The organism is Nonlabens sp., from assembly GCF_965660805.1.
In the GTDB taxonomy this organism is placed as follows: domain Bacteria; phylum Bacteroidota; class Bacteroidia; order Flavobacteriales; family Flavobacteriaceae; genus Nonlabens.
Genome location: NZ_CBFIBE010000065.1, coordinates 1 through 6382 on the forward strand (window position 1 = coordinate 1; position 6382 = coordinate 6382).

The following is a 6382-nucleotide window of genomic DNA, read 5'->3' on the forward strand; positions in this document are numbered from 1 at the left end:
ATCCTAGATCAGCATCAGCTTGTGAGGTGAAATATTCAATGTTAAAGTCAGCCGGGTTTTGTGTTCCTAATACTTCTGCATCTTTAGTAGTTAGGTCAAATAATGCTGTGCCATCATTTGTTAAGTCATCACAAAGTCTGTACTCTGTTGCGGTATTTGCGACAGGTTGTACACTTACACAAAGTTCAAAATCTGTAGTATTATAACATGCATTACTGGTGATAGATTCAATACGAGCATAAACGCGTTCACAAATCTGAGTGTTCATATAAGGACTCGATAAAGGATTAATTCTTGCATCAGCATCTGCTTGTGAAGAATGGTAAGAAACGACAAACATTGTAGGGTCTTGAGCCCCTAAAACGGTAGCATCTAGTTGTGTTAAATCGTAATTTATTATTCCATCATTTGAAACATCATCACAGACTGATAAATCAGCTACCTGATTTGCAATAGGTGCTGGGCCTACGATAATGGTTACGTCTTCTTGAATATTATTACCACAGCCATTGGTAATATTAACTGTATAAGTAGTTGTTACTGTGGGTGAAAAGGTAGGGTTTGCTATATTAGGATTACTCACACCTGTGGCGGGCGTCCAGCTGTAGGCCGTGGAACCTGGTATACTAGCGTCTATATTATTAGCGCTTTCACCTAAACAAATTGCGATATCATCTAGACTTAACAAATCGGTGAAAGAAATATAATCAAAACAAACTCGCTGTAAATTTCTTGCTCCACCAGTAGAACCTGTAAATCCAAAGTAATTCAGGTTTCTACCTTGAAACACTTGATTTATTAAATCTCCAGTATAACTAAGCCTTAAAGAGCAATCAAAATAAACATCCATGGTCAGTGCTGATGCATTCCATTCTATGCGCACATCATGCTCCTGCCCATCTTCTACGTTATTAGAAGTTGTAGAAGCAACTATAGGACCAGCAAGATTTTGAACAGAGAGATGATCATTAACACCATTAGAAACCATAGCAATATGATCAAAAGTCGGATCACCTAAATTTGCATTTTGCCACGTATCAAACTCCACCGCAAATGAATTAGGAATATTTTCATAGCCCATTCCACCGCCTAAATTACCGATTAGCGCATCAACGCGATTCTTTAAAACAAAGGTCAGACCATCAGCACCATTAGCATCATTATTTCCTAAATAGATTCTAAACTCAATAATAAAATTATTAAGCATATCTATCTGTAATGGAGACCAAATTGCTCCCGATTGATTATTCAAATTAGCTGTTACCTGAAAACAATCGTTTCCTTGTGCGATAGCATTACCTAATAGGGTTGGATTAAACTGGGCATTCATGACGCCTACAGACATTAATACCAAAACCATAAATACTGACTTTAAGCTCTTTAAAGAATACCTCATTTTACAATTATTTTAATCTTTACCATCCACAAAATCTTGTAGATAAGAATAGTGTTCTGTTAAGGTTCCTTCACTGGTCGTCATGCGAGCACGTTCTAAAATTCCGTTTTTATCTCCATTAAAAAATGCTGGAATCACGTGTTTTTCAAACATCTCGCCGAAGCCTTCACTAGCATCCTTAGGTAATTCACAAGGTAAATTATCTACCGCCATAACGGTTATTGCGCCAGGAGTTTTAAAATCCACTTCAGTCTCTGTAGCAGGATCATAACCATAAATAGGGTCTGCAATAGTGCTAGGTCTTATGGTACAGGCTATGGGTCCATCGATATCACAACTCACATCGGCCACTAGGTTGATGTTAAAGTCTGGTGATTTCATGTCCTCTCTCGTAAAAAAATAAGGAGCTTTGTTACCATAGAAATGTCCAGTAATGAGCATGTCAGTGACTTTAGCATACTTCATAAAATCACTTTTTAATAGCTCTGGATTATGATAACACTCTGTTTTTGTGGGTTTATAACCGTCTTTACCTGTATAATAATCTGTAACATCTAGCTGTGTATAAACTGCTTGTACACTATTAGAACTGTTGAGTTGCAAATATTCATTAGATTCAATGGAATGAATCTCTAACTCATCTAGTATTTCTTTAATACCGCCGGCGACTTTACCGGATCCTGTCATTACTACATTTATAGCTGGAAGGTCGCCTTTAATGCGTTTGAGTTCATTTTTAAGGGCTTTATAATCAGGCAAGCTCTCTACCTTAGGCAGTTCAAACAGTCCATCTCTTAACCCTAATGCTCTAAAACCGTTATAAGCACCTACGATTCCTGCATATCTTCCAAAACCGATTAATCGCGCGCCATTTTTCTTAACGATGGTCTCGTGATCGTATAATTCGATTTTTTTATTTAAAATTTCTCGTAACAGTTCTCTATTATAAGGCTGCTTTTTAATAGTATGCGAGAAGAAAAAGTACTTTTTATGAGCTATGAGTGCTTCTTTAGGCACCTCTTTTACACCTATCATTACATCAGCATCGCTGATATCTTCTGAGACTGTAATTCCTTGAGCAAGATATTGTGCGTCACTAAAAACTCTTATAGGAGAACTTTCTACTGTGAATTCCGCTTTCGCGAAAGCGGTATTTAAACGATTTAACTGCTCTGGAGTAAACACTACTCTCCTATCTGGCGGATTCTTTCTCTCTCTTATAATGGCAAATTTCATGGGCTGATTTTAAAAAACAGCAAGATAACTAAATCGAGTTGTTTTTTAACAACCGTTATAAAACCAGAGTACTCATACTTGTAGTATCTTTAATCCCTTAATTCTTATAAGCTTGAAACATAAACAAAAGTTAATCAATTATATAAGGGAATACAGCCAGATTGCCATAGGCATTTTTCTAGCTAGTATAGGTCTTAAGGCCTTTTTATTACCTAATAATTTCCTAGATGGTGGCGTGACTGGTATTGCTATTTTATTGAGTCAGCAAACTGGCTGGGATATTTCTATACTTTTAATAGTACTGAGTGTGCCTTTTATTATAGTAGGGATGTTTACGGTTTCAAAAAGAATCGTTATTAAATCTATTATTGCGATTGCTTTACTGGCTCTTTCTATAAGTCTAGAAACCTTTCCCATAATTACTGATGATAAATTATTGATTTCAATTTTTGGAGGAATGTTTTTAGGTGCTGGAATAGGTGTCACGATACGTAATGGTGCGGTACTGGATGGCTCAGAGTTACTAGGATTATTTGTACTTAATAAATACGGTATTAGTATAGGTAAGACTATTATAGCTTTTAATGTTATTTTATTTAGTATTACGGCTTATGTCGTATCTGTAGAGATAGCCATGTATTCTATTCTTGCTTATTTAGTTACCGCAAAGGTGATCGATCTGTTTATTCAAGGTTTGGAAAATTTTATAGGTCTCACGATCGTCTCACAAAAATCTAAAGAAATTACAGATGCGATCGCCTACGACCTAGGTGTGGGAATGACTATTTATAAAGGAGCTAGTGGTTATGGAAGTAGTGGTATTAATAAGGAAATCAACATTATACAAACAGTTGTGAACCGCATAGATATTAATAAAACACTCAATTTAATAGAAACAATAGATCCTAAGGCATTTGTCATAGAATTTGACGTAAATAAAGTGCGTGGTGGTGTTTTAAAAAGGTACTTAACTAAAGGTTCTGGAGCTGCCCTACCTGATTCAATAGTTAAAAGTTCCTCTATGGAACCCATGAAATAATTATTAAGGAATCATAATTCAAATTTCATTTGTGTACTAGTGTTTCTTTTAGACTACTTTAAAGATAAGGCATCTAATTGCTTTTAAAATCTAATACAGAAACTTAAATCTGTGCATCATCTTATGGTTAACTTTTTTATGTTTCTAGTTTGGCATAGTTTTTTTGATTCTAAAATCTGACAGATGGTTATATTTGTTCTCGATTATTTAAAAGTTTAAGTTTAAGTTTGAGTTTAAGTTTAAGTTTAAGTTTGAGTTTAGAATTTTAAAAATTGGTAATTACGCGATAGCGTTATGGGGTCGACTGGTTTTGACAGCGAGACCGCGTTGATGGTAAGCATGTAGAGCGCTGGGAAACAGCTCTTAAATCTCATTTTTCATCTTTTTTTAAGGTCAAAATAAAATCTTTAAAGCCATCTTGGCTTTATTATTTACTTTTTTTTAATAAATTAATAATTTAAGATTCTTTTCACCATCTTGCAAAGAGTTAAGAGAATTCTATTTAAAAAATTAAATTTCAAGTCCAAATACTAAAACTAATTTTACAGTGAAAGAAAGTATAAAGAATATAACTTTTCTAACTTTATTTTTTTTTATTCCATTTGTAGTTTTAAGCCAAGGGGAACGAAACAACTGGTATTTTGGGATGTTTGCAGGTGTGACTTTCAATGGAAATAATTTATCTAGCCTTAGCGACAACAATATAGAAAGACAGATCGTTTTTGGTCAAATAGAGGGACCAGACAATATAGCTGTAGCCAATGATGAAAATGGAAACTTACTATTTTATACTGACGGTAGAATTTTTAGAAATAGACTTCATCAAAACATGCCTAATAGTGCTACGGATAAATATGCTATATGGGAATCGCAGCAAGTCGTAACTCGCAATCCTGGAAACCCTAATCAATACTATGTTTTTGTTACCGTTAGAGATGGAACTTCTAAAAGGTTGACTTATGTGGTGGTAGACATGTCTCTAGATAATGGAATGGGTGATATCATTTTAGAAAGTGCTCACACAATACTTTTACCAACCGCGGGAAACCAAATGACTACGGCGCAACATAAAAATGGAAGAGATATTTGGCTTATCTGTCAAAGCTCCTCCAGTTTTCAATCTTTTCTTATTTCACCAAATGGAATATCTACCAATCCAGTTACCTCTTTAGGTGGATTACGTTTTGCTGATCGATTCAGTAACGATATTGGTTCTATGGAGATTTCTCCAGACAACAAGGTACTTGTCGCCACATTCCCAAGCTTAGGAATGGTGTCATTTCTTAATTTTAACAATCTTACGGGAAAGCTTACTAAATTTTATCAAGACCCGCCAGCTCCTAATCAACCAGGAGAAAAGCTTCAGCCTACCGAATTTACATCAGTTGAATTTTCTACAAATAGCAAGGTAGTTTATGTAAGTCACATGACTGAAGGTATAAGGCAATATGATTTAAATAATATAAATCTTATACCTAGTTTTTTTAATTTAACTCCCTTTGTCCAAACTGGCTTAACATTTCCGTATATCAAAAGAGGTCCAAATGGTAAGATTTATGTAAGTAATAGAGGAACCTCTTTCCTCGGAGCAATTAACAATCCAAATCTTATAGGAATTGGCTGTAATTATCAGGTAAATGCTTTTTCCTTCTCCAGAGGAAGCAATCTTTTAGATTTGCCAACGTTTCTTTTACCAGAACGACCAGAGGGCATATCTTTTTTAAACATATGCTTAGGAGAAACCACTCAATTAAGATACGGAAACAGTACTGGAATCAACACATATGAATGGGATTTAGGAGATGGAACTACTGCAATAGGAGACACGGTAGAACACATTTATAGTTCACCAGGTACCTACACAGTATCAGTACAGGCTAGAAATTTATCTGGTATCCCTACTTTTTCAGACTCTAAAGATATTATTATTTATGACACTCCAATTGCTAGTCCGATAGAAAATCTATATTACTGTCTAGAAGACACCACAATTTTTTTTATCAATATGAATAATGAAATTTTAGGTAATTTGGATTCATCCATATTTGCCGTGTCCTACTACCTAAACGAACAAGATGCGCTTAAAAGAGACAATAATATAAACGACTATACTCCAATAATCGGAACCCAAACAATTTGGGTGCGTTTAGAGAATAAAATTAATTTTCAGTGCTTTGATATTTTTAATTTCGATATTGTCACCCCAGAATTCTTTAGTATTGACATAGAAACTGAACAATTTTTATGCAATGATTCTGATTTAACTATCAGAGCACCAAATGACTTTATTAATTATGAATGGAGTACAGGAAGTAATGCACAAGAAATTACGGTTAGCAATGTTGGAACTTATACTCTTACAGTGATAAAAGACTTTATAGATTTTACTTGTGAATCTACAATTGAGATAAATGTAGATATATTACCGTTGCCAATCATAGAGAGTATAAAAGTAACAGACTGGTCTATAAGAAATAACTCAATTGAAGTAATAATGCAAAGGTCAGGAGAGTATGAATATTCCTTAGACAATATAAACTTTCAAAGATCTAATAAATTCACTAACCTTCCTCTAGAAGATTATCAGGTTTATGTCAGAGATTTGATTTGTGGAGAAAATGTGCAAAGTAAAAAGCTTTATTTACTCTATTATGATAAATTCTTTACCCCAAATGGAGACGGTTTTAATGATTTTTGGCAAATATTCAATT

4 protein-coding genes are annotated in these 6382 nt (G+C 34.4%); 2 read left to right on the forward strand and 2 right to left on the reverse strand.

Features of this window, described 5'->3' with window-relative positions; genetic code table 11:
- On the reverse strand, positions 1 to 1360 hold a 1360-nt coding region (locus tag ACTF48_RS10705), incomplete at its 3' end, for an L-type lectin-domain containing protein (protein WP_438963151.1).
- 48 nt (positions 1361 to 1408) lie between these two features.
- The gene (locus ACTF48_RS10710) at positions 1409 to 2632 is read right to left on the reverse strand and encodes an NAD(P)-dependent oxidoreductase (RefSeq protein WP_438963152.1); all 1224 of its coding nucleotides are present in this window, start codon (positions 2630 to 2632) and stop codon (positions 1409 to 1411) included.
- 112 nt (positions 2633 to 2744) lie between these two features.
- Here ACTF48_RS10710 and ACTF48_RS10715 point away from each other — a divergent pair, with 112 nt between their 5' ends.
- Together ACTF48_RS10715 and ACTF48_RS10720 are read left to right on the forward strand one after the other, a co-directional pair.
- Positions 2745 to 3671 carry a YitT family protein gene (locus ACTF48_RS10715; RefSeq protein ID WP_438963153.1) on the forward strand — a complete coding sequence of 309 codons (927 nt, stop codon included), beginning with the start codon at positions 2745 to 2747 and terminating at the stop codon, positions 3669 to 3671.
- Positions 3672 to 4218: 547 nt separating this feature from the next.
- On the forward strand, positions 4219 to 6382 hold a 2164-nt coding region (locus tag ACTF48_RS10720), incomplete at its 3' end, for a PKD domain-containing protein (RefSeq protein ID WP_438963154.1).

Bases quoted from the DNA above. Each gene is read 5' to 3' on its own strand.
- ACTF48_RS10710 (WP_438963152.1), bottom strand. From the start codon at position 2,632: ATGAAATTTGCCATTATAAGAGAGAGAAAGAATCCGCCAGATAGGAGA.